General features: G+C 57.3%; 13 protein-coding genes and 2 pseudogenes. 7 read left to right on the forward strand and 8 right to left on the reverse strand.

The genetic code is table 11. The annotated features are described in order from the left end of the window. Positions 1-32: 32 nt before the first annotated feature. Positions 33-956: an amidohydrolase family protein gene (locus tag CBE74_RS15120; protein ID WP_087453463.1), complete on the forward strand. Its 924-nt coding sequence runs from the start codon at positions 33-35 to the stop codon at positions 954-956. A 65-nt stretch (positions 957-1,021) separates the two neighbouring features. Here the strand turns inward: CBE74_RS15120 and CBE74_RS15125 are convergent, their stop codons facing one another. From CBE74_RS15125 to CBE74_RS15135, 3 genes are read right to left on the reverse strand one after another with little or no spacing between them, the layout of a single operon-like run. After that, complete coding sequence (locus CBE74_RS15125; RefSeq protein WP_087453464.1) at positions 1,022-2,257, reverse strand: hypothetical protein; 1,236 nt, start codon at positions 2,255-2,257, stop codon at positions 1,022-1,024. A 20-nt stretch (positions 2,258-2,277) separates the two neighbouring features. After that, the gene (locus CBE74_RS15130) at positions 2,278-3,144 is read right to left on the reverse strand and encodes a C40 family peptidase (RefSeq protein WP_087453465.1); all 867 of its coding nucleotides are present in this window, start codon (positions 3,142-3,144) and stop codon (positions 2,278-2,280) included. Next, entirely contained in the window at positions 3,141-3,410 is a 270-nt protein-coding gene (locus tag CBE74_RS15135; protein WP_087453466.1) for a hypothetical protein, read from the reverse strand. Before CBE74_RS15135 ends, CBE74_RS15130 begins: the two co-directional genes overlap by 4 nt. 64 nt (positions 3,411-3,474) lie before the next feature. On the opposite strand from CBE74_RS15135, the gene upp reads away from it, so the two are divergent. Next, on the forward strand, positions 3,475-4,110 hold the full coding sequence (gene upp, locus CBE74_RS15140) for a uracil phosphoribosyltransferase (RefSeq protein WP_087453467.1): 636 nt from the start codon (positions 3,475-3,477) through the stop codon (positions 4,108-4,110). Positions 4,111-4,311: 201 nt separating this feature from the next. Beyond that, positions 4,312-4,749 (forward strand): helix-turn-helix domain-containing protein, encoded by a 438-nt coding sequence (locus tag CBE74_RS15145; RefSeq protein ID WP_087454837.1) that lies wholly within the window; start codon positions 4,312-4,314, stop codon positions 4,747-4,749. Positions 4,750-4,794: 45 nt separating this feature from the next. Here the strand turns inward: CBE74_RS15145 and CBE74_RS15150 are convergent, their stop codons facing one another. Next, positions 4,795-6,405: a phospho-sugar mutase gene (locus CBE74_RS15150; protein ID WP_087453468.1), complete on the reverse strand. Its 1,611-nt coding sequence runs from the start codon at positions 6,403-6,405 to the stop codon at positions 4,795-4,797. Positions 6,406-6,726: 321 nt separating this feature from the next. On the opposite strand from CBE74_RS15150, the gene CBE74_RS15155 reads away from it, so the two are divergent. The 3 genes and pseudogenes from CBE74_RS15155 to CBE74_RS15165 all read left to right on the forward strand — a co-directional run bounded on the left by CBE74_RS15155 (position 6,727) and on the right by CBE74_RS15165 (position 13,423). Then, positions 6,727-7,923 (forward strand): amidohydrolase, encoded by a 1,197-nt coding sequence (locus CBE74_RS15155; protein WP_087453469.1) that lies wholly within the window; start codon positions 6,727-6,729, stop codon positions 7,921-7,923. Positions 7,924-8,048: 125 nt separating this feature from the next. Next, the gene (locus tag CBE74_RS15160; RefSeq protein WP_166741034.1) at positions 8,049-9,470 is read left to right on the forward strand and encodes an NAD(P)H-quinone dehydrogenase; all 1,422 of its coding nucleotides are present in this window, start codon (positions 8,049-8,051) and stop codon (positions 9,468-9,470) included. 529 nt (positions 9,471-9,999) lie between these two features. Further along, positions 10,000-13,423: pseudogene (locus CBE74_RS15165) on the forward strand (pyruvate carboxylase). Positions 13,424-13,495: 72 nt separating this feature from the next. Here the strand turns inward: CBE74_RS15165 and CBE74_RS15170 are convergent. From CBE74_RS15170 to CBE74_RS15185, 4 genes and pseudogenes are all read right to left on the reverse strand, one after another. Then, positions 13,496-14,961, reverse strand: a pseudogene (locus CBE74_RS15170) (MDR family MFS transporter). Between the two features lie 131 nt (positions 14,962-15,092). Next, positions 15,093-15,479 carry a hypothetical protein gene (locus tag CBE74_RS15175; protein WP_087454839.1) on the reverse strand — a complete coding sequence of 129 codons (387 nt, stop codon included), beginning with the start codon at positions 15,477-15,479 and terminating at the stop codon, positions 15,093-15,095. A gap of 115 nt (positions 15,480-15,594) precedes the next feature. Further along, complete coding sequence (locus tag CBE74_RS15180; RefSeq protein ID WP_087453470.1) at positions 15,595-17,370, reverse strand: acetyl/propionyl/methylcrotonyl-CoA carboxylase subunit alpha; 1,776 nt, start codon at positions 17,368-17,370, stop codon at positions 15,595-15,597. 245 nt (positions 17,371-17,615) lie between these two features. Next, positions 17,616-18,494 carry a sulfurtransferase gene (locus CBE74_RS15185; RefSeq protein ID WP_087453471.1) on the reverse strand — a complete coding sequence of 293 codons (879 nt, stop codon included), beginning with the start codon at positions 18,492-18,494 and terminating at the stop codon, positions 17,616-17,618. 723 nt (positions 18,495-19,217) lie between these two features. Between CBE74_RS15185 and CBE74_RS15190 the strand changes: the two genes are divergently transcribed. Beyond that, a complete protein-coding gene (locus tag CBE74_RS15190) occupies positions 19,218-20,240 on the forward strand; it encodes a Cj0069 family protein (protein WP_087453472.1) in 1,023 nt (340 codons plus the stop codon). Positions 20,241-20,520 lie beyond the last annotated feature (280 nt).

Raw genomic sequence — 20,520 nt, forward strand, 5'->3', positions numbered from 1 at the left:
AATGATCGTGCCTGTGCCTTAATGTTATATGCATGTACGACACCCCAGATTTTCGAACAGAGTTTAAGATCCTAAAACCGGAGTTGCTTCACGCAATGCCAAAGGTCATTCTTGGCGACGCCGGTGACGCAGCTTACCTCATCGCCCGGATTCGGGAACTGGGCGATGACACCGTTGCTTATTACGAATGCACAGTGCCTCTCGACGCCGCTGCCGCCGCCATCGCAGCCGTGGAGGCCGCACCCTTCCCCGTGGGCATAGTGCTCGACCTTGGCGATCAACCAGCCCCGCTCGACGACCTCACACACCCGGCAGTTCTGGCCTGCGTGACCTCCGACGACCATACCGCGCGTGTCCTGCGAGAAAATTTAATCGCCTATGACTTCACCGGCCCGCTTGAGCAACAAATACATGCCGGCGCCACCCGCATCACCCACGGGATAGAGCTTTTCGACGACTTCTGCGTCACCGACGGCGACCTCAAACCCGGACACCTTTCCGCATGGGTTCTGGATCGGCGCATCCCCGTGCTGACCAACCCCTTCGAAGACCTCGAATCCGGAGACCTCGACGACCTCTCAGATCATCCGCTGCCCCTCATGCACAAGCTAGGCTTCCACGCCGCCCCAGCGCTGCTGAGTAGTGATCGCATGCTCGAACTTGTCGAGCACTTTGACTACTCGATCGAAGACCTCTACGCACTAACCATGACGGCGGTCGCCGTCTCCTACTTGCCAGAGCCCGCCCGGGTCAAACTCATCGAATCAACCATTAGCCCTTTCTTCGCCATGCTGAGCGACGATGACAACGGCGGAGCAGAAGATCTTGCGGAAGATATTGAGGATAGTGAAGATCTTGAGAAGAATCGGAAAGAATCGTCGATTCTTTCCGAACCGCCACTAGAACTCATTGCGGAGATGGGCATCGATCTCAAAGATCTCGGGCTCAAGGAATAGCTCCCAGAGAAAAAGCCCTACGCGTAGCGTAGGGCTGGAAAGAATCGACGATTCTTTCCGATTCTTTAGAACTTACTAAAACGCTTGGTCAGCATTGTTTCGAGTTCTTTCCATCCTTCTGCGTGATCGTCGAAAGGCGGGGTCGGGGTGTAGCCCGAGATTTCGCTGGATCCGAGCATGTAGGAGATGTAGTCCTGCATGTGGGGGTTAGCCAGGAAGTAGGAGTTGAGGGAGTCGTCTGCGGCCCAGTCGGCGGCGTCGGCAAGCAATTCGTAGGCGCGGGCCATCTGTGCGGTGTCTACTGCCTCGACGCTGGAGTTGATGTCGCGGGCCAGGCCGTTGAAGGAGTAGACGTTATCGGAGTGCACGGTGACGTCGAGCTCTCCGGCGTTCAGCGGCACCATGAGGTCTTCCCAGGTGGAGACTTTGGCAAGGTCGTGATCGTCGTGTTCGACGAGCCAGCGCAAGAGCGCTTTGGACGAGGAGAAAGTGAAAATTTCGCCAAATTTTCCGAGGAAGACCGGCTGCGCCTCAACGTAGGTGCGCAGAGTGTAAAGGGTGCAGCCGTCGATGGAGACCTTGATGGGGTCGATGCCGGATGCTGCCCATGGGGTGGTGTCGTAGGGATCGACTTTTTCAGCGTCGGCTTTCTTCTGTTCTTCTGCTTTTTCGCGTGCGACGCGAGCGGCTTCTTCCGCGGCTGCGATGCGAGAAGCGGCATCGTCGATGGCAGCGGAATCAGCTGTGAGGTCTTTGACCGTGATCAGATTGTCTAGGCTATCGACGACAGCGTTCCAGTTGCTCAGGACCACGCGTCCGATGGCGCTCCATTCCCCAAGGCCGTTTTCGCCTGCGAAATGATCGACGCCGCGCTCGGGGTTGCTCAGGATGGAGTGGGAGGAGAAGAAGACGAGGATATCGGTGGTGCCGGTGACGTCGCCAAGGCTGCGCGCAATCTTGAAGTTGCGGGCCACTGCGGAGACATTGTCATAGGAAGGGCGCTCGGCAAGCAACTGAGGCGTGCCGACGATGTCGAATTCTTGGCGTGCAGTGGGAACAACGCGGTTGGCGGCTCCTGCGTTAAAAGAATTCCATTTGGGGTGGTCGCTAAGGTCGTGCTTTGTGCCGGATTCGAGGAAAAGCAGGACTTCTTCGGGGGAAGTGAAGACGTAAAGATCGTCTCCCTTACCTAGGAATGCTTGCCATTCTGCGCCGTGTTCGCGCCACTCGGGCGCCCAGAGAGTGTAGAAGTCGCCCTCAGTCAGCGACAGTTTGACGGGAACGATTCCTTTATTAGCCATGGCTACGTATCCTAGCGGGTTTAGCCCGTTGGTCGGAAGTAACCCTTAAAAGCCATTCCCATATTCGTTGTGCGCAATGGATTGATTTGGACGGGATTCCCGGCCTCAATGATAGTTCCGTCCCCGGCGTACATGGCCACATGCCCATCCCAGACCACGAGGTCGCCGGGGAGAAGCTGATCGTGGGTGACCTGTGCACCCACTATTTGTTGCTCCGCGAGGCGGGGAAGCTCGATACCGGCTTGCCGCCAAGCCCACTGCGTGAGACCGGAGCAATCGAATCCGGCGATGGAAGTTCCACCCCATTGGTAGGGGGTTCCCAAAGCCCTTTTAGCTGCGGTGACTGCTAGCGCACCGGGCGTTTGATGCATGTTGGTGCTTCCGCTGGTAGAAGGCATGTCGGGTTTCTGTGAATCAGGATCGCCGGTAGCTAGCCCACCGTTGTCTGTCTCGATGCTGGCTAGCCGGTTCAATTCGGTGGTGACGTCGGAAAGCTTGATAGACGCCGTGTGCAGGCGCGCGTAGGCAAGCTGCACGTATGTGTCTGGCAGCGCCGTGATCTCTACCAAGGCAGGCGCTGAGATGGCTGGAATCGGGCTAAAAACTCGGGGTAGGAGGATCGCCGATTTTTTAAGAAAATCGGCAGCCATATGGCCCAGTTCTGCACGGACTGCGTCGATTTCGGTGTGCGCCCGGGGAAGTAAGCGATGCGCGTGTTCTATGTCGGTGGCTAGTCTGCGGGCGTCGTCGACAAGCTTGGGGTGTGCGCCGAAAGCCGCGGCTAAGGGCAGAGCCGCGCGGAAGAGCGGTACGCAGGGCAGCGTGAGCAGTTGTGGCGGCGGCGCGAGAGCGCTCAGCATGGAGACGACTGCTGCGAGGTTGATCACAGTGCATCCAGCGAGGCTGCAAGGGAAGAGTCCGTGTTCTCCACAGCTTCGAGGTTGCGTAGCGCCGTGGCCGCGAGGCTTTCTGCACGGGAATATTGCTCTGCGGCCCGTGCCATAAACGCGTCGACGCAGCTGTTATAGGCAGCGAAGAAACTGCCGAGCTCAGGAAGGCTTGCACCGGCGCTGCGTGCGATGGGGGCAGGGGTGGTGGCGTCGTCGGAAAGCTGGGCAATGAGCGTGCGCGCGTGGTCTGGGTCGATCCTCATGAACACTTAGACGTTTGCGAGTGCAGTTCTGGTTCCCTGTTGTAAGGAGGCTACGATGTAGGGCATGGAGATTACGATCGTTGACCACCCCCTTGCAGCGTCCCGACTAAGTATTATGCGAGATAAGCGCACCAATAACGCTGGCTTCCGTGCAGCGTTGGCTGACCTTGGAGCAATGCTGATCTATGAGGCTTCCCGAGGTTTGGAGGTGGAAAACTTTCCGATGAGCACCCCTGTGGCTGAGACTCAGGGGATTAGGCTGCAAGATCCGCCGATCATTGTTCCCATCATTCGTGCAGGTCTGGGCATGGTAGACCCGGCCTTGTCGATGATCCCTGATGCTCAGGTGGGCTTCCTGGGGCTAGCTCGAGACGAAGAAACCCATGAGCCGGTGCCGTACTTGGAGGCACTCCCGGCGGATCTCTCTGGACGCACAGTGTTCTGCGTGGACCCTATGTTGGCCACGGGCGGCTCGTTGCTGCACGCGATTAAATTGCTGGCAGATCGTGGCGCGACAGACATTACTGCGGTGTGCATGGTGTCTGCTCAAGCTGGAGTCGACGCCCTTGCCCAGTCAGGGCTGCCGTGCCGATTGGTCACTGCAACGATCGATCCTGAGCTCAACGAGAACGCATATATCGTGCCGGGGCTCGGCGATGCCGGCGACCGCCTCTACGGGCCACGAAACATCGATCTCTAGCACTGAGCTTCGACGCGCCACGTCGCGTCTTCTCAGGCCTCCATGGCGCCTGCCACTGCATATAACACGTAAATTATCAATTCACTGCGAGCCGTATTAGGATTAGGGAATATTTCCCGACAGGGATCTGGCCGTGACAGTCAAGGCCTTGCCCAATATATTATGCGGACTTTGCCCATTGCGGTGGGCAGTGTGTGTGGCATGGTGAATGGTTGGCAGCAGTGGCCGAGTTTCGGTCACGCGTTGAGCGTGCGGTTGCGCACGCTCCGCAAGATGCGCGGCCTAAGCCAGGACCGGCTTGCAGAACTTTCGGATGTGAGCCGTAACCAAATCTCCAACCTTGAGCGCAACGAGAACAGCGCCACCAAATCAGCTGATCCGACGATGTCCACGGTCTATCGTCTGGCTCGCGCTCTGCACGTACCTCCTGCGGTGCTCCTGCCCGCAGCAACAGACATCGTGCAGGATATCTGCAAAGACAATGCTGCTGATCTCGGCGTGGACCTCGTGTGGCCCGCAGACCCAGAAGATACCTTGGCCTTTGATATTCAGCATCTCTATGGGCTGCGTATGGGGGAGAATCCACGATTCGTTGATCCCTCGGGTCCTCAAGCACCACCTGGGGACACCGCCGGCTGATTTTTGCGGCTGCTTCAGCAACTGCGCTAAAAACCGCGAAAGCGGCTAAAAGCGCAGCGCCCGATTTCGCACCTCGTTGCACAATTGGGCAAGAAGCTCCTCGGCTTGTTCAACACTGGTAGCTTGCGACACCTCCAAGTACATTTTGACCTTGGACTCAGTGCCGGATGCCCGAACGATAGCCCTGATGGATGCGTCCTCGTTGCTGCCGCTGAGCTTGAGACCGCGAAGCTCCGGCAGCTGCGTAGCTGTGACTGTGATGCCGGCAAGGTGCTTCGGTGGATTGGCGATCCAATCGGAAACAAGCTCTGCTGGGTCGATAGTTCTGACCGCGATCTGGGTGCCGGTGAAATAGCCGTATTGGCGATACAGGTCATGCAACGCGCTATGCAGTCCGAGTCCTAACCCCTTAAGCTCGGCGGCCCATGCACACGCCACAAGGGCCGTGACCACGCCGTCTTTATCTCCTACTCGATGCAAATCAGGGGCCACACCATTGGCTTCCTCACAGGCATAGGCCACTCCACCATCATGCGCCACGGAGGCTGCTGCAGCTGCCAGGTTTTTGAAGCCAGTGGGGGTCTCTCGATACAGCCATCCGCGATCTTTAGCCATCACGCTGAGTAGCTGGGATGAGACGATAGTAGTAGCCACGACTGGTTGTGGCTTAGCCTCTTTATCGGTTTTATCAGTCCAGTTAGGGACAAGGCGAGCCGCTAGTAAGGGGCCTAACTCGTCACCCCTGAGCATGCGGAGGGTGCCGTCTTCGGTGCGGATCCCCACAGCGCAGCGATCGGCATCCGGGTCTAGAGCGATGAGAACGTCGGCGTCGACAGCCTCTCCATGCTCAAGTAATGCCGCCACTGCGGCCGGTTCCTCTGGGTTGGGAAAATCTACCGTGGGGAAAGTAGGGTCGGGGTAGAGCTGAGAATAGACGGGAAAGACGTGCGCAAAGCCTGCAGCCTGGAGGCACACCTGTAGAGTGCGGCCACCCACGCCGTGCATGGCGGTAAAAGCGACACGGAGATTAGCTCGGTCGGAATTGACGCGTAAGAGGTCTGCTTGAGCGGGGATGATCGTGGAGACGGCATCATCAATGTAGTGGCGCAGGAGATCCGAGCTTGGCCGCACGGAGACGCGGGGTATCTGGAAAGAATCGTCGATTCCGTCGTAAATAGCCTCGATGCGGCGCGCGCTGGCGTCGATAAGCTGCCTGCCGCTGTGGCAATAAACCTTGTAACCGTTGTCTGCGGCCGGGTTGTGGGATGCAGTGATTTGGACACCGCCATCGAGATCCCATGTGCGGATGAGCCAGGGGATGAGTTGGGTGGGGGCAGGCATGGGCATGAGAAAGACCTCGAAGCCTGCGCCGGCAAATACTTCTGCTGTCGCGGTGGCAAAGGCGTGTGAACCGTAGCGGGCGTCGTATCCCACGGCAACACGCAGCGGGGCAGCATCGTCATGGAAGACGTCGCCGATTCCCTTGACCAGGTCTTGCGGATAGGTTCTCGCGTGGTGGGTGGGGGAAGCTGCGGCTTGCTCCGCTAGCCACATGGCCACCGCCGAGGTGAACTTGGTGACGTTTCCTACGTTCATCTGGTTGGAGGCTGGGCCCACGGGAGCGCGGACGCCTGCTGTGCCAAATCTTAAGGACATGTTTTGCCTCTTTTCACACGTGAACTGATCGGTGCAGTAGTGGAACAGATGACCTCAGTGAGGTCACGGAAGCGTCGAGAGAGGTGTCGCTAACCTAAATTTATAAGTTTAGAGATTTCTTTCCTGGCGCGCTGTGATCTGTGGCAGCGATCCGTGATTCTGGCCCGTGGCTCCGGCCTCGCCGTGGCTGCTACCAGGAAGCAGCGCCAGGACAACGCTAAGGCAGTACATGTGCTACCCGATGATAGTTTGGCCACCATATGGGTGGCTTTCCGTGGTCGACCCTCTAGGATGAGCAGTCGAGAATGAAAGGGGTTGGTCGTGGCTACTTCGATTTCCGGGCATGTGAACGCTTGGATCGCGGATCATCAAGAGGAGGTGATCGGGTGGCGCAGGCACCTGCATCGTCATCCTGAACTATCCCATATGGAGTTTGCTACCACTGACTTCATCGCTGAGACCCTCATTTCTTATGGTCTGAACCCGCAAAGGTTTCCCACGACTGGCTTGATGGTGGATGTCGGACCAGAGACGGAAGAAAAGTTGGCCTTCCGTGCAGACATCGATGCGCTACCCATTAGCGAGCAGAACGGACTTGACTTCGCCTCCGCCAACGCCGGGGTTATGCATGCGTGTGGGCACGATATTCACACGACGATAGCCTTAGCCACTGCCTGCGCACTCGCATCGGCTGAGCTGAGCATTGGTGTTCGCGTGATTTTTCAGCCGGCAGAGGAAGTCATGGACGGCGGCGCGCCGGATGTGATTAGGTATGGGGCGCTGGAGGGAATAGCCAATATCTTTGCAATCCACGCCGAGCCCAAGCTCAAGGTCGGTTATGTAGGGGGGCGTGCCGGTGCCATTACCAGCGCATCTGATGTCGTTGAGGTTCATGTCGCGGGGCCGGGTGGGCATAGCTCGCGTCCGCATCTCACGGTGGACATCGTATATGCGCTTTCCAAGTTGGTGCTCGACTTGCCCGGGTTACTTTCTCGGCGTGTGGATCCCCGTACCGGCACAGTATTAGTTTTTGGTTCCATTAACGCAGGATATGCGCCTAATGCCATCCCGGAATCGGGTTCGGTGACCGGTACGATACGGACCGCGGACATTACTGTATGGCGGAAGATGGGAGAGCTTCTGCGCGAGCTTATTCCTCAGATCCTCGCGCCTACAGGGTGCGAGGTATCCATCGTGCATCACAAGGGGGTCCCTCCGGTGCTCAATGATGATGTAGCTACGGCAGTGCTTGCCGACGCCGCCCGCAGCATAGATCCCAACGCAGTCGTGCAGGCACCGCAGTCATCGGGCGGCGAAGACTTTTCGTGGTATCTCGAACACGTGCCGGGGTCGATGGCACGCCTGGGATGCTGGGACGGAGTAGGAGAACCCGGTGACCTGCATCAGGCGGACATTCTTATAGATGAGCGCTGTATTGCTGTCGGGGTTAAATTATTCGGCGCAGTCGCGGATAGGTATAACCACAACGCTGAACTCTTTTCAAAGCCTTCGTTGTAAGAGGGGGTGGCGTCGAGAAGCTCAAGGCTGAGCTGCCCCTGTTTTACCCGCGGACTTGTCGTATGTCACAAGATAGGCCGTGTGCTGCGTTAGACTATGTGCGGATGAACTAAACCAGCCCACCCATGTCTGGAGGAATTTTGACTCGAATCGTCATTATCGGCGGCGGCCCTGCTGGATACGAGGCCGCACTTGCTGGCGCTAAATATGGTGCCCAGATCACTATTATTGAGGATCGCGGCTTGGGTGGGGCGGCCGTTATCAATGATTGCGTGCCATCAAAATCCTTTATCGCGGGCGCCAACATTAAGACTGACTTGCGCCGTGCAGATGACATGGGACTGAACAAGGGTATCGGCGAGGCCAACCTCCTTCTGGACGCGCTGAATGCCCGCGTGCAGGCCTTGGCGGGAGAACAGTCTGGAGATATTCGCCGCTCCATGATTAATCATGGGGTGCGAGTGCTCGACGGGCGGGGATCTTTCGACGATTACAACCCAAAGCAGACTCTCCATTACATAAAGGCCGAACTAAACGACGGCACTGTAGAGACCATTGAGTGCGATCTGGTCCTCGTAGCCACAGGTGCCACCCCGCGGATCCTTCCCGGTGCACAACCGGACGGGGAGCGCATCCTCACCTGGCGACAGGTCTATGATCTTAAGGATCTGCCCGAGCACCTTATCGTGGTCGGCTCAGGTGTGACGGGCGCAGAATTTGTGTCAGCGTTTGCAGAACTAGGCGTCAAGGTGACGATGGTGGCCTCCCGCGACCGTATTTTGCCTCACGACGATGCCGACGCAGCCGATACGCTTGAGGCTGTACTTGCTGAGCGGGGCGTCTCCCTGGAGAAGCACGCCCGCGTGGATTCTGTCTCCCGCACTGAAGACGGCGGCGTGTGCGTGCGCACTGCCGACGGTCGTGAAATCTTTGGCTCGCATGCATTGATGACTGTGGGTTCGATCCCCAACACCAAGGATCTGGGGTTGGAGAAAATCGGCGTAGAGATGACCAGGTCGGGCCATATCCACGTGGATCGTGTCTCCCGCACCAACGTTCCCGGTGTCTACGCCGGCGGCGACTGCACTGACCTTTTCCCGTTGGCTTCTGTTGCCGCCATGCAGGGGCGCATCGCCATGTACCATGCGCTGGGCGAGGGCGTGAAGCCGCTTCGCTTAAAAACTGTTTCCACGGCAGTGTTTACCCGCCCTGAAATCGCGGCGGTTGGTGTGACTCAGCATCAGATTGAGTCTGGCGACGTTAACGCCCGTACGGTGATTCTTCCTCTCGAAACTAACCCGCGGGCGAAGATGCGTTCCTTGCGCCATGGTTTTGTCAAGATGTTCTGCCGTGGGCACTCGGGCATTATTATCGGCGGCGTTGTTGTAGCGCCTACTGCGTCTGAATTGATTCTTCCGATCGCAGTGGCTGTAACCAACCAGCTCACGGTGTCTGACCTTGCAGAAAGCTTTGCTGTGTATCCTTCGTTGTCCGGCTCCATCACAGAGGCTGCGAGGCAGCTTGTGAGCCACGACGACTTGGAGTAAAACTTTTGGTTGAAGGCCTTTCCACCGCCCTTTCTGCCTTCTCGACCCTGCATAGGTCGAAAGTGCAGGTTGGGCGGCGCGAATGAGCGTGGCTCGTGTGGGGACCTCTTGAGGTGTGCATGAGCCACAGTGGCTGGAAGGGGGCGTCGCGACTCTCCCCGTTGTAGGGGCATCCTCGACGAATCGAACAAAATAGGGGTGGGGGAGAGACGTTTTTATGGGGAAAGCTCTTGTATGGTCGCAAGAAAACTCCATTTAAGCGCTTACATGTGCTGTTTATCTCAGGTGGAAAAATCTCGGCAAATTTTGCATAACAGGTGTAGTAAAAGCGTGAAATATACCGCTAACCGGAAACCTATGCTGATTCTTTTGTTGCGGGTGAGTAGACTCAACAACTGTCGTTGTAACTCTGCTCACAAGCCGGGGTTTTTGCCTGAGGAAACACCATTATGGGGTCGTTCTTGAGGATAAAACTAGGTCTTGCGGGCACGGGTTACGTGTCTCGTTAAAACACAAGGACTCTTTAGCCGTGCATCACTCCACGCAGAAAACCGCGACGCACCACCCGACGTCGTTTTCCAAGATTTTGGTCGCTAATCGCGGCGAGATTGCAGTTCGTGCTTTCCGTGCTGCATTTGAGACTGGGGCTTCAACGGTAGCTGTCTACCCCATGGAAGACCGGAACTCTTTCCACCGGTCATTTGCCTCTGAGGCTGTTCTCATCGGTGAGGGCGGGTCGGCAGTTAAGGCGTATCTCGACATCGATGAGGTCATTCGCGCAGCCAAACAAACGGGTGCCGACGCCGTCTACCCAGGCTATGGATTCCTTTCAGAAAACGCCCAATTGGCCAGGGAATGCGCAGAAAACGGGCTCACGTTCATTGGGCCGCCCCCCTCGGTGCTCGACCTGACAGGCGATAAGTCCGCGGCCGTAGCCGCAGCTCGTGAGGCGGGTCTTCCTACTCTTACTGAGACCGAGCCCACAGATGATCCGAAAGAATTGGCGATTCTTTCCAAAGACCAGGTCTATCCGCTCTTTGTTAAAGCCGTCGCAGGCGGCGGCGGCCGAGGGATGCGTTTCGTTGAGAAGCCGGAGGATCTGGAAAAACTTGCGGCGGAGGCTTCTCGCGAGGCTGCGGCTGCATTCGGCGATGGCCGCGTCTACGCTGAACGCGCTGTGATTAACCCACAGCACATCGAGGTTCAGATTCTGGGCGACGCCGAGGGTAATATCGTTCACCTCTATGAGCGCGATTGCTCGTTGCAACGCCGGCATCAGAAGGTCGTGGAGATCGCGCCGGCACAGCACCTCGATCCTGACTTGCGCGACAAGATCTGTGCGGACGCCGTGGCTTTTGCCCGCCACATCGGCTACATGGGCGCAGGAACCGTGGAATTTTTGGTTGATGAGGACGGAAACCACGTCTTCATCGAGATGAACCCCCGCATCCAGGTGGAGCACACGGTGACTGAAGAAGTCACCCAGGTGGACTTGGTTAAGTCGCAGATCATGATTGCTGCTGGCGCGACGCTAGAGCAATTGGGGCTGCGCCAGGAGGACATCCACACTGAAGGCGCTGCTCTGCAGTGCCGTATCACCACGGAAGACCCCAATAACGGTTTCCGCCCAGACACCGGAACTATCACGGTGTATCGCTCACCAGGGGGCGCCGGTGTGCGTCTCGACGGCGCCGCCATGCTCGGCGGAGAGATCAGCCCGAACTTTGACTCCATGCTGGTAAAGATGACCTGCCGTGGCGCGGATTTTGAAACGGCAGTTGCCCGTGCGCAGCGTGCGTTGGCGGAATTCGTGGTTTCTGGTGTGGCTACCAACATTGGTTTTTTGCGTGCGTTGCTGCGCGAAGAAGATTTCCAGTCCAAGCGCATAGCCACCGGCTTCATCGCTGATCACCCGTGGCTGCTCCAGGCACCTCCCGCAGATGACGAGCAGGGCAGAATCCTGGATTACCTTGCAGATGTGACCGTGAATAAACCACACGGTGTTCGCCCCGCTGTGGTCAATCCGGTGGAGAAGCTGCCTGCGGAATCCAAAGAGGAACTTCCTAGGGGCTCCCGCGATCGACTTCTCCAGTTAGGGCCGGTGGAATTCGCGCGTGCCCTGCGCAAGCAAGACGCACTCGCAGTCACCGACACCACGTTCCGCGACGCTCATCAGTCGCTGCTGGCTACACGCGTCCGCTCTAACACGCTTATCGGCGCCGCCCGCCACGTCGCACGCCTCACCCCCGAGCTCCTCTCCATTGAAGCGTGGGGCGGCGCAACCTACGACGTTGCCATGCGATTCCTCCACGAGGACCCATGGGAGCGCCTAGACCACCTGCGCGAGGCCATGCCCAACATCAACATCCAGATGCTGCTGTGGACGCAATACCGTGGGTTACACCCCCTACCCAGATTCCGTGTGTGCCGCTTTTGTCAACGAGGCAGCACGCTCAGGCGTAGACATCTTCCGTATCTTTGACGCACTCAACGACGTCTCCCAGATGCGCCCAGCTATCGACGCAGTCCTCAACACCGGCACAACCATCGCCGAAGTCGCAATGGCCTACTCTGGTGATCTCACTGACCCGAACGAGAAGCTCTACACGCTGGACTACTACCTCAAGCTTGCAGAACAAATCGTTGACTCGGGCGCTCACATCCTGGCGGTCAAAGACATGGCTGGACTGATGAAGCCCGCCGCTGCCACCAAGCTGGTTTCTGAGCTGCGCAAGAACTTTGATCTGCCAGTGCACGTCCACACTCACGACACAGCAGGCGGCCAGCTGGCCACGTACTGGGCTGCAGCAGCTGCCGGCGCAGACGCTGTGGATGGCGCTTCCGCACCGCTGTCGGGTACCACGTCGCAGCCGTCGCTCTCCGCTATCGTGGCGGCCTTTGATAACACCTACCGCTCGACGGGGCTTTCCCTTGACGCCGTCGGATCCCTGGAGCCGTACTGGGAGGCTGTTCGCAAGCTGTATGCGCCGTTTGAATCCGGAACTCCCGGGCCAACCGGACGCGTCTACCTCCACGAAATCCCTGGTGGTCAGCTTTCCAACCTACGGGCACAAGCCATAGCGCTGGGCTTGGCTGATCGCTTTGAGCTCATCGAAGACACCTATGCTGCTGTTAACGAGATGCTCGGCCGCCCCACTAAAGTCACCCCGTCATCCAAGGTCGTTGGCGACTTAGCCCTTTACCTCGTGGGCGCGGGAGTCGACCCCAAGGACTTTGCGGCCGACCCACAAAAGTACGACATCCCTGACTCCGTGATCGCTTTCCTCCGGGGAGAATTGGGAACTCCTCCCGGTGGCTGGCCAGAAGAGCTGCGCAACAAGGCCCTCGCCGGACGCAAAGAGTCAAAGGACACCCTCGCTGAGCTTCCTGCTGAGGACGCTGCGGCGCTGGCCGACCAGGCTACCGTTCGCGGGACTTTGGACCGCTTGCTGTTCCCCAAGCCGGCACAGGAGTTTTCGGAGCACCGTCGTCAGTTCGGTGACACCACAAAGCTGGGCGACGCAGAATTCCTGTATGGACTGGTGGAGGGCAAAGAAACCGTCATCCATACCGCGGGCAGCAACGTTCCTATGATCGTAAGGCTCGACGCGGTGGGCGAACCCGACGAGAAGGGCATGCGGAATGTCGTATGCAACGTCAACGGGCAAATTCGTCCGATCCTTGTCCGGGATCGAAACGTCGAATCCATCACGGCATCCGCTGAAAAGGCGGACGCGTCCAACGTTGGACACGTTGCAGCACCGTTCTCTGGTGTGGTTACCGTGACCGTGGAGCCAGGCGCGAAGGTTACAGCAGGCGATCCCGTCGCAGTGATTGAAGCCATGAAGATGGAAGCCACCATCTCGGCCACCACAGACGGAACCGTCGAGCGCATCGTAATGACGCAACCCACCAAGGTCGAAGGCGGAGACCTGCTACTGGTTATTGCCTAAAGCATACGCAAGGTAAAAGGGCGACCACTCGTATTCTGAGTGCTCGCCCTTAGGCGTCGATACGCACAATTATCACTCAGGCTTAGCGGAACGGACCTTGACTGCGGCAACGGGCGTGATAAACAGTGAAGCCACTAAAATCAGCCCAGCGAAAACGGTGCCCGCCACGAATGCGGAGGTCGTGCCCTGCGCCTGCGCTACCGCAGGGGCTGCTGTAGAACGCGTTGCGACGATAGTCATAATCCCGATCATCACCGCCGTGCCCATAGCGCCACCTAGCTGCTGAAGCGTGTTCACAATCGCCGACCCATGCCCATAGAGACGAGTGGGGAGAGAAGACAAAGAGACCGTCATCAAAGGGGTCATCACCAAAGCAAGCCCCACACAGAAAAGGCAATGAACAGCGACCACGATCAGCACCGAAGCCTCAGCAGTGAACATGAGAGCCGCCGTCAGCATTGACCCGAACATCAAGATCGCGCCGGGAATCACCAAGGGGCGGGGGCCTGCGCGATCATAGAAGCGGCCAATAAACGGCGAAACCAGGCCTTGGAATAATCCGCCGGGCAATAGCACTAGGCCGGTGGTGAGGGCAGAAACGCCGATTCCTTCCTGCAAATAAATCGGAATCACGTTCACCATGCCCAAGAGTGCGGTGAGACCCAGCATGAGGACTATCGCTGACAAGACGAAGTTTCTGATAGCAAAGGGGGACATCTCCAAAAGCGCGCGGCCTGATTGTGCCAACCGTAGCTGTCGGCGCACGAAGATCGCTAAAGCCCCTAGACCCGCGAAGAAGACTGCGGCGGGCAGCCAGTGGCCGTCGACAAGCTCGCGCATGGTGGAAAGGCCATAGATGAGACCTCCGAAGGCTAGGGCTGAGAGAAGTAGTGAGATTATGTCGAAAGGCACGCGAGAGACTTCTTGGACATTGGTTACTACGACAAACCCCAGAACGAAGACGGCCACGGCAATCGGGATCACCGCCCAGAACAGCCAGTGCCACGACAAAGAATTCAAAATGAATCCCGAGAGGGTGGGGCCAAAGGCCGGAGCCACCGATATCACGACTGAGTTGATACCCATCATCGTACCGCGCTTGGCTGGTTCCACCAGCGTGATCGTCATGTGGTCATCAGCAGCGGCAGCACTATGGCAGTACCCATTGCCTGGACAATTCGCCCTGCGACCAGCACCCAGAAGGCGGGCGCTATGGCGCACATCAGCGTCCCTAGGATGTACAGACCCACAGCGGCTAAAAAGTTCATTCAGGTAGTAAACCGTTGCAGCAGGAAGCCGGTTGCCGGAATGACGATGGACATGGTGAGCAGAAACCCAGTGGCTAACCACTGAACGACGTCGGCGGTAACTCCAAAATCGGCCATGATTGACGGAAGCTCCACCGACAGAACTGTTTCATTCAGAATCATGATCATCGCCGCGACAACGACAACGCCAAGGATTAATCCCACCCGTGGTTCCGAAGATGCTGCGGTTCCCTGAGCAGGCTCGGGGATACGTTGCGGTGAAGTCGCCACGGGGAGGTCCTATCTTTGTTTGATTACTCTTCTGCGGCACGAGGGGGAAAAGTATAAGCCGCCACAAAGCATGACAGCTTACGCGGCGGCGGGGAGTTTGGGAAAGAAACGTCGATTCTTTCCCACAAACATCACCTAGTCAGGGTTATCCCGTGCGCAGCGCACCACCGCTCAATGGGCCCCCGGATCTCATGAACCCCGTCGCCGACCGTTTTTTGATCGAGGATGGGATCGTTGGGCAGTTCCCGTGCGGGGTCTCCCGCGGGCGCGATATCAAGTATCCCGCTCAGGCCGTGTTCTGTGCTGGTCAGATGGAGAACCGCGAGAGCAATCATATCGATGTTTGTCTGTTCGCATACTGCCCAGGAATACATGGAATTGTCGTGCCAACGGTGGTGGGCTTCCTCGACATCAAAGTGGGCGTCGATCAGCTGGATGACGGGGGTGTCGTCGATTCGGTCGTCGTTATGCAGGGGGCGTGCATAGAAGCGTCCGCCGTTGATATCGGTTGGTTCCATAGCAAACATTCTAGAACGTTGTTCAATGATCGCGCAGGTGCACAAAGGCCGCATGCTTTTCGACGAAACATCGATGAGCATGCGGCCTTCAAGTTGATAGAGCTCGTGTGGCTTGCTACTTAATTTCGAGCAGAACCTGTCCCTTGGTCACGCCTTCGCCTGCTGCGGCGACAAGGCCGGTGACGGTGCCAGACTTGTGAGCCTTGACGGGGTTTTCCATCTTCATAGCTTCGAGCACCACAACGGTGTCGCCTTCGGCAACTTCAGCGCCTTCTTCTACGTTGACCTTGATAACGGTGCCCTGCATCGGTGCTGCCACTGCGTCACCGGAAACGGCTGCTTTGGATCCTCCGGCACGGCGCTTCTTGGCTTTCTTCTTGACGGCGCCGGAGCCTCCAAGTGCGAGGTCGCCAGGTAGTGCGATCTCCACGCGGCGGCCGTCGATTTCCACGACGACCTTTTGGCTTGGGGTTGCTTCCTCGTCTTCGGCGATGTCCGCGGGATCGACGTAAGCAGGGATCGGGTTATCCCATTCTTCCTCGATCCACTTGGTGTACACGTCAAAGCCGGTGCCGTTGCCAACAAAAGCAGGGTTTTCAACGATGTGGCGGTGGAAGGGGAGGACAGTTGGCATGCCCTCTACGACGTACTCGCCGAGGGAACGACGCGCGCGCTGGAGGGCTTCATCGCGGGTCTCTCCGTAGACGATGAGCTTTGCCAGCATAGAGTCAAATTGTCCGCCAATGACAGATCCCTCAACGATGCCGGAGTCCATGCGCACGCCGGGGCCGGAAGGCTCAACGTACTTAGTGACCTTGCCTGGGGCTGGCATGAAGTTGGAGCCTGCGTCCTCGCCATTGATACGGAACTCAAAGGCGTGGCCGCGTGGTGTGGGGTCTTCTTTGATGTGGAGTTCTTGTCCCTCAGCGATGCGGAATTGTTCGCGGACAAGATCGAGTCCGGTGGTTACCTCTGTGACTGGGTGTTCCACCTGGAGTCGGGTGTTGACCTCAAGGAAAGAGATGAGGCCATCGGCGCCCACGAGGTATTCCACGGTGCCAGCGCCATAGTATCCAGCTTCACGACAAATCCGCTTTGCAGACTCGTGAAGGGACGTGCGCTGTTGGTCGGTGAGGAACGGTGCCGGGGCTTCTTCGACAAGCTTCTGGAATCGACGCTGCAAGGAGCAATCGCGGGTGCCGGCAACGACGACGTTTCCATGCTGGTCTGCAATTACCTGGCACTCAACGTGGCGGGCTTTGTCCAGATAACGCTCCACAAAGCACTCACCGCGGCCGAATGCGGAAACGGCTTCACGGGTAGCGGACTCGTAGAGGTCTGCGACCTCGTCCATGGTGTACGCGACCTTCATGCCGCGTCCGCCGCCGCCAAAGGCTGCCTTAATAGCGATGGGGAGACCGTGCTCTTCCGCGAAAGCCACAACCTCAGCTGCATCCTTGACCGGTTCTTTGGTGCCGGGGGCCATTGGCGCATCAGCCTTAAGAGCGATATGGCGAGCCGTAACTTTGTCTCCCAGGTCGCGGATGGATTGCGGGGATGGGCCGATCCAGATCAGTCCTGCGTCGATGACTGCTTCGGCAAAGTCACCGTTTTCGGAGAGGAAGCCGTATCCGGGGTGAATAGCGTTGGCGCCGGATTTGCGGGCTGCGTCGAGAATTTTTTCTACAACGAGGTAGGACTCAGCGGAAGTCTGTCCGCCGAGCGCAAATGCCTCGTCTGCCAGGGACACGAAAGGGGCCTCGGCGTCTGGCTCTGCGTATACAGCAACGCTTGGGATGCCGGCGTCGCGCGCGGCGCGAATGACTCGAATGGCAATCTCGCCGCGGTTAGCAACGAGAACCTTCGTGATCTTCTTCTGTTCCACAGACACTGAAGCTCTCCTAGTTCTTGTGAAAGTATGGTGACCAATGTGACGATGGCCTTCGTAGCCACGTTAATCGCATAAGTCTGAACGGGTATCGATTATGCAGAGTGGCCTACCGAATTTTTCAGCAGGCCGTTGAATATCGATGCGTTGTGCATCACATATTGTTGCACATTCGGCACTTTTTCAAAGCAAAAACTCCTAGAGATTTAGCTGCATGAGCTTTTGCTGCCGAAAGTAATTATAGACTCCTAAGCCTGGCCCGGCTCATCTCCGGTGGCGATAGGCATCTTGACCATGTTGCCCCACTCTGCCCAGGAGCCGTCATAATTCCGAACAAAATCGTATCCAAGCAGGTGCTTTAGTACGAACCATGTATGGGCAGCGCGGTCTCCCACTTGGCAGTAAACGATCGTTTCGGAGTCTTTGGGAACCTCTGAGTAGAGGGCGGCGAGCTCTTCGGCGGAACGGAAACGGCTATTGGGGTGTACAGATTTTTCCCAAGGAATATTCACCGCGGTGGGTATATGCCCCCGCCTTAGGACCCCAGAAGAGGGGGAGCCGGCGTCGACGGTGCCGTTGTATTCTGCGGCGCTGCGGACGTCGATAAGCTTTGGCGCGCCGAGTTTTTCTAGGAGTTCCTGAACGTAAATGCGGTCTGGATGATCGGCGCGCTTGACCACCGGGTAATCGGTGGCGGGGTATTCCGGTACGGCGTAGGAGGTGTCGCGCTCTTCTGCCATCCAGGCGTCGCGGCCGCCGTTGAGGATGCGTACGTCCTCGTGGCCAAAGAGTTCGAAAATCCACAGGGTAAAGGCTGCCCACCAGTTGGACTTATCCCCGTAGATAACCACCGTGTCATCCCGTGCGATGCCCTTAGCGCTCATGAGCGCAGCAAAGTCTTCGCCGGTGATGTAGTCGCGAATTGTCTTATTGTTCAGGTCTTTTGCCCAGTCGATGCGTACGGCGCCGGGGATATGTCCGATGTCGTAGAGCAGGGAGTCCTCATCAGACTCCACTACTCGGAGTCCCTTCGTGCCCAATCGAGCACTGAGCCACGAGGCGGAGACGAGTTTCTCGGGATGTGCGTAGTCCTGAAACAGGGGATGGGGATCGTAGGGTGCGGGCATTGGACGACCTTTGCGCTTACATGAAATACGGATGATTAATGAAACGTGGAGGCATTTCTTGATAGATATCAAAAATCTTAAACCACTCGGTGGAGAGAGGTCAGTGCCTTAATCGCCACGATGCGACCACTGTAACCATTTTTGATCATGTTGTAGTGGTAGGGAACGGACATTGAGGAGCCTTCGACGCTGTCGTCTGGTGCATCCCTTTTTATGTAATTTCCCACCTCCTGCACTGTGACGCCAGGGCCTGAACTTTTACAACCGAGACACTTCTAGCTTATGCAATTTAAGGGTTCTACGTCACCAGAAATAGTAGATGTGTTTTTCATTACTGCGGTCTTTGTTGTGATCCCCCAGGGCTGGAGATCTAATACGATGAAAGTGAGGTGTGTGACACGAGACTACGAATCCGCGCGTCACGCCAGCAATAACATGGCTAGTCCTGTGCAACTGAAGTCTCAGAAATTTTAGTTTGTGGGCTGGTTGCCGTTGGCCTCGTAAAGCTTGCAACGGCAACAGCAGTTAACGGTGGTGTGTCGTGGGGGTGGATTTGAAAAAGTAGTGCCACGTTATGTGCATTGTTGTGTCCTGTTGATCGCTGATCCTCTCTAGGCGACTGGGTAGCAGTTGTCTCGTTCAATAGTTCGAGGTGCTTTTGTCAGGCATCGCGAGCATGCGTAGGTCCGGAAGACCTCCGCAGATCCCCGAAAGGTTATATACATGCACAAGAGCATCGTTGTATTCGAAGTAGAAGGCGGAAGTGACAAGCAGTTCAACGGTCACCGCAAAGATACGCTGCCCATCGTTGACGCGATCAAAGAAAAAGGGTGGCATTCCGAGGTGGTTTTCTACCGCCCCGAGTGGTCTGAACAGCTGTTTGACTACGTATCGCAGAACTTTGACGGCTACATTTCCCGCGTTAACCCAGGCAACATTCCGGGCGGTGAAAAAGGCTACTTTGAGCTGCTTACTAAGCTTTCCGACGCCGGCCTCGTGGGCATGTCCACCCCCGCGGAGATGATGGCCTACGGCGCAAAGGACGCCCTGGTTAAGCTCAACGACACAGATCTAGTTCCCTCGGATACCGCCGCGTATTACGACGTTGAGTCCTTCCACAGCACTTTCCCCACGTCTCTGTCTTATGGGGAGCGTGTACTCAAACAAAACCGCGGCTCCACCGGCTCCGGCATTTGGCGCGTGCAGCTGGAAGATAAAGAGCTTGCAGCTTCTGTCGCTCCAGGAACCGCACTGCCACTCGATACCAAGCTGCGCTGCACCGAGGCCGTGGATAACCACACGGAGATTCGCGAGCTCGGTGAGTTCATGGACTTCTGTGACCAATACATCATTGGCGGCAACGGCATGCTGGTAGACATGCGCTTTATGCCACGCATCGTGGAAGGCGAGATCCGCATTCTTCTCGTCGGCCCACATCCAGTCTTTGTTGTTCACAAGAAACCGGCTGCAGGCGGAGACAACTTCTCCGCGACCCTCTTCTCCGGCGCAAAGTACACCTATGACAAACCAGAGGCATGGCAGTCGCTCGTGGATATGTTTGCCGATGCTCGTCCCGTGATCGCGGAGAAGCTCGGCGGAGATAACATCCCGCTGATCTGGACTGCCGATTTCATGCTTGCCGACGGCACCGACGGCGAAGACACCTACGTTCTGGGGGAAATCAACTGCTCCTGCGTTGGTTTTACTTCCGAATTGGACATGGGAATCCAGGAACTCGTGGCCTAAGAAGCAATCCAACGCGTGGAAAAGAAAGCAGAACAAGACAACGGCCTAGCGGTCTCTTTTTCGACGTAAAGGGCGTATTTTAACGCGTGTTCTGGTGCGCTTTTTCGCGCCCGCTCACGGGTTTATATCCACAACTCCCACCTTACCCCCAACCAGGGGAGGGGTGGGAGTTGCTCGTGACAATGGTGTTTAGCGGGTATTTAGCGCAAAGTAGCAAGAAGTTCCTGCGCGTGGGCCATGCAACCGTATGCGGAATAGGTAAAGCGGTGCCGATTTGGTA

It is taken from the genome of Corynebacterium silvaticum (assembly GCF_002162115.2).
GTDB lineage: Bacteria > Actinomycetota > Actinomycetes > Mycobacteriales > Mycobacteriaceae > Corynebacterium > Corynebacterium silvaticum.

What these genes read in the sequence shown, in the direction of transcription:
- upp (WP_087453467.1), top strand. Translation starts at nt 3,475, where the DNA reads ATGGAGATTACGATCGTTGACCACCCCCTTGCAGCGTCCCGACTAAGT.
- CBE74_RS15135 (WP_087453466.1), bottom strand. Translation starts at nt 3,410, where the DNA reads ATGAGGATCGACCCAGACCACGCGCGCACGCTCATTGCCCAGCTTTCC.
- CBE74_RS15175 (WP_087454839.1), bottom strand. Translation starts at nt 15,479, where the DNA reads ATGGAACCAACCGATATCAACGGCGGACGCTTCTATGCACGCCCCCTG.
- CBE74_RS15190 (WP_087453472.1), top strand. Translation starts at nt 19,218, where the DNA reads ATGCACAAGAGCATCGTTGTATTCGAAGTAGAAGGCGGAAGTGACAAG.
- CBE74_RS15125 (WP_087453464.1), bottom strand. Translation starts at nt 2,257, where the DNA reads ATGGCTAATAAAGGAATCGTTCCCGTCAAACTGTCGCTGACTGAGGGC.
- CBE74_RS15145 (WP_087454837.1), top strand. Translation starts at nt 4,312, where the DNA reads ATGGTGAATGGTTGGCAGCAGTGGCCGAGTTTCGGTCACGCGTTGAGC.
- CBE74_RS15185 (WP_087453471.1), bottom strand. Translation starts at nt 18,494, where the DNA reads ATGCCCGCACCCTACGATCCCCATCCCCTGTTTCAGGACTACGCACAT.
- CBE74_RS15160 (WP_166741034.1), top strand. Translation starts at nt 8,049, where the DNA reads ATGTCTGGAGGAATTTTGACTCGAATCGTCATTATCGGCGGCGGCCCT.
- CBE74_RS15150 (WP_087453468.1), bottom strand. Translation starts at nt 6,405, where the DNA reads ATGTCCTTAAGATTTGGCACAGCAGGCGTCCGCGCTCCCGTGGGCCCA.
- CBE74_RS15120 (WP_087453463.1), top strand. Translation starts at nt 33, where the DNA reads ATGTACGACACCCCAGATTTTCGAACAGAGTTTAAGATCCTAAAACCG.